General features: G+C 43.4%; 3 protein-coding genes. All 3 read right to left on the bottom strand.

All coding sequences use genetic code 11. The features are described from left to right. Positions 1-110 precede the first annotated feature (110 nt). The 3 genes from FKN99_RS17615 to FKN99_RS17605 all read right to left on the bottom strand — a co-directional run bounded on the left by FKN99_RS17615 (position 111) and on the right by FKN99_RS17605 (position 3,324). The gene (locus tag FKN99_RS17615; protein WP_172119090.1) at positions 111-896 is read right to left on the bottom strand and encodes a hypothetical protein; all 786 of its coding nucleotides are present in this window, start codon (positions 894-896) and stop codon (positions 111-113) included. Positions 897-984: 88 nt separating this feature from the next. Continuing rightward, on the bottom strand, positions 985-1,587 hold the full coding sequence (locus tag FKN99_RS17610; protein ID WP_172119089.1) for a DarT ssDNA thymidine ADP-ribosyltransferase family protein: 603 nt from the start codon (positions 1,585-1,587) through the stop codon (positions 985-987). Positions 1,588-2,277: 690 nt separating this feature from the next. Beyond that, a complete protein-coding gene (locus tag FKN99_RS17605) occupies positions 2,278-3,324 on the bottom strand; it encodes a hypothetical protein (protein WP_172119088.1) in 1,047 nt (348 codons plus the stop codon). Positions 3,325-3,819 lie beyond the last annotated feature (495 nt).

Below are 3,819 nucleotides of genomic sequence, written 5' to 3'. Positions count from 1 at the left end.
AATGAATAAGTTCCATTTTATCTCCTTGCCCATAACGCTTCAATAACCGGCGCAGCTTTGCTGCGTCCGGCGACGAAGGCGCGTAGTTGATTGACTTGTTATACGCGCGCTCAATTTTTACCTTTCTTTCTAAGTGACGAAGAGTGCTTTGCCTTTTCTTTAAGAGTCTTTTTATTCATTTTGCTCAAAGGTTCTTCAAGACTCTCATACAGTCTATTTTTTGACCTTACAACCTGACTAAAAAAGTATTTTTTGAACTGAGACAGTTCAGCCTTACCTTTTTCTAATGAATGCTTTACAAGGCTAATGCTAGTAAATATAAAGAATGATGCAAACAATATTGTCAACTGAAACCATACAGCTTGATATGCTTCATACTCCCCTGAAGAATTTTTAACCAAAGTTGAATAAGCCAAAATAGTAAACATAGCGATTACAACAAACGTGACAATTATGGGTAATTTTCTAACAGGCTTTCCTGCCACTTTAATTTTCGTGATTTGAAATAGCGTATAAATTGAACAAATTAGAAACGGAAACCCTACGTAGCCCAGATCTATCCCAGAAAAATTGTATTTAACAAGATCTAACCAGTAGATACTACCAAGCATTATTGCTGCGACAAAACTTACGACAATGTCTTTTTGTATACTGTCAGAATAAGTTTTATACAGCTTCCCATTCCGCCCAAAGGAAGATGTTAAGTAGTCCACTACTTCGACGTAGAACATCGGCCAAAATACAGCTGTCCCACCCAGTATGTATATAAATTTAACTGACTCAATAAACTCAAAATTATATAGAAGCGAAAATGGGTTGGTCTTTAGCGCAAAGCACGCCCAAACTACTGATAAAACCAGGAGCGAGTAAAAAACGACTCTATGGAAATGCTTCATGACCATCCTTGTGTATAATGCCTGAATTGAGCCGCGCCACGAAGCGGCGTCGGCTTGAATGAATTGTTAGGTGTCCCCCCTAGATGACTCAGAACTCGTTAACCACGACTACCGGTGAATCACCAAGTAGCCCTTCCAATGCTCGTTGCACAGGTTGCACCATCCATGAGCGATTCACTATTGCACCCATTATGTAACTTGGTGCGATAGGCTCGAGAACCTGAACTTCAGCTTCTGGATCGGTAGGGCAATTCATTGGCAGCTCGTTGTCCGCGTCACTACTTCTAGAGAACATCATGTCAAGGGCCCAAGGCCCATCGCGTCTTCCCATATGGTTCCGAATCTCGTTTCGTGCAGCATTGCACCAGCAAAATTTGCAACTGTGCGTCCATAAAATCTCAGGTGAAAGAGCAACGACTAGCCATTCGACATGATTGCTTTTGCGGCGCTTTGCCTCGAACATTGCTTTGTTGATTCGCGATATTGATACGGATACGGCGTCCAAATTGTCATCCAGCCGATATTTATCGCTGGCATATGCCATGTACATGTCTTTCTCAAGCTCGCGCCGAGGCAGAATTCCGTGTTCTACGATTCCTGGCAAGTTCGCAGCTTGTGTAAAGTGCAGCAACAGCTCAATTTCACGCTTCTTGGCGATTGATCGGATCTTGCTGCGATAGTCAATGCTCATAGTGCTTGCTCGGCCAACTATTGGATCTGTACTTGCACCACCTCAATTGCACATCAAGTTCTGTCCAACCATCTGACATCTTTTTCCGTCAGAGCAAAGAATGATTTTCCCTGCGACCTGACAGCTCGAGCCATTAGATCCCATCCAAGAGTTTCCAACTTGGCGGTAGGTAGTGCTACCAGAACTTGGCGGTGAGATGGGTTGAACTTGAGGTGGCGTCCATGATTGGCTTTGCTGTCGTATTTGCTCCCCTGCATTCTGAAACGTCTGGCCAACTTGTTGCACGCTCTGAGTGAGTTGTTGCATGGACTGCTGCTGTTGGACCACCTGGATTTGATACATCTGCAAGTCTTGGGGCGTCATAGCATCTCTGTACCCAGTGTCGTTACCTTTCTTGTCAGCGCACATGATGCGCGTGCTCGATAGCTGTCTGCCCTGAACACAGGTCGAGTCCCCTACCATGTAGTAGTGACCATTGACGTATCTTGGCGCGGCCGAGCTTGCACAGCCTGAAAGAATGAGTGCAGCCGCTGCTATGAGTATGTATTTCACGAAGCCCCCTTTTTTATTGCGATTTCAGACAAGTTTTGGCCGCCAGAATACTCTCAGTGGCACCTAACGCCCCCAAGCAGGGGCATATTTTGCGTTTTGAGCGGAGCGAAGCAAAATATGTCCCGCTGCCTTGGATTGTTAGCCTTTGAACTCTGGGTTAGGTTGCATTATGAGCTGCCATAGTGGCAAGTCATTTCCTTTGTATTTGTCAGGAATTTCGACTGCGAATACACTTGGCTCCATATTCGTATCGAGTGCTATCACGCTCCTTTCATATACAGTTTTCTCTCCGTATGACGCACTTACCATAGAGCTTAATTCGCCAATCATTGAAAACCTCTGTTCTTCTGGAGGAAAGTCTGGTGAATAAGTAAATCTGACGCCTAGAAATTCATCCTCATCAAAAATGGCTTCAGCATCATTTTCATTCCAAGTCCCAAATCTCATCAGGTAAAAGGCTATAGACTTTTCTATATGATCTGTAACTTCTCTAGAATTGCTATATATTTTTACATCACCAATAATGAAGTTAGCCTCTCCACTATCGTTGATTTTCGCTTCTTTCGAACGGTCAGCAAGCAGCTCTATAGATAGGTCGGGCTCCGTACCAATAGTACGATCGCCCAGCAATGACATCTCGTTTTTTGCCATAGCATTTATGAAATCTATTACATATCTATTATTCTTCTCAATGAGCGACTCCTTTCGCAATAGGAACCACTTGTTATGTTGTGAAAAATAGACCGCAAAAAGCAGAGGTGTACCATGTAGCTCAGCATATTTTTCAAGCTTTTTCAGGTAATCCTTTCTGAAAGGGTAAGGTGATTTTATATTTGGAAAATGACAATTTTTTACTTCAATAAAATACTGGCTTCCGTCTTTGAGTATCACCTTATAATCTGGCGCCTGAATATCCTGTTCTGTAGCAAATGCTTCTCCGCTGTCTTCTTGCTTAATAAGGCGGCAATTGCCTAGCGCCCCTGCCACATGAGCAAAAAGCGATTCGACGCGCTTTCCATGCAAAAGGTTTGGATTATCTTGGGATGCCTTCAGGGCACTCCCGATACGTTCAATGAAATCGCTCGCGTCTTCCTCAACGCGCAGCTTATATCCATGCTCACGTCCTAAAGCTGTAAAAAGATCGATTACTTCGAATTTCTCTGGATTTCGCCTAATGCGCTTCAAAATATCACCGATTTAGAAAGAGAGGCTAACGCCGCCAGCACGCGCGGCTTTGTAGTGGAGGCGAAGCCGCAACGAAAAAGACGTCGCTGTGCCTAGCCTTGTTAGTTTGATTACTGACCAAACCTAAAAATTGCTTTAAAGCCACACTGCACTCGCTTTTGAGTGACTTTGAGTATCCCTTTGTATAATTCATCAAACTGCTTTTTATGCTGAATGACAGAATCCATGTTTTTCATGTTGCTTTCAATAAAGTGATATAACTGATTATTGAGTGCGGAGCTTACTACGCTAATGTTATCCAATGACTTGTTCACGGCCCTATAGTCTTCAGAAAATCCATCTGTGAGCCTTACATTCCAAAACTCTAGTTCGCGGTGTGACTTATATAATCTTCGTCGAGCTTGATACAAGTAATTCCAAACATTATTCCTGAATTCAAACATTAAGCGCAGCACCCGCGGTTTTCAGCGCTCCTGAATACTCTCCCAGGAACAC

The organism is Halomonas hibernica (assembly GCF_013183775.1).
Classification (GTDB): Bacteria; Pseudomonadota; Gammaproteobacteria; order Pseudomonadales; family Halomonadaceae; genus Vreelandella; species Vreelandella citrativorans.
The sequence above is the reverse complement of the archived record's forward strand: the minus strand, read 5'-3'. Positions and strand labels throughout refer to the sequence as shown.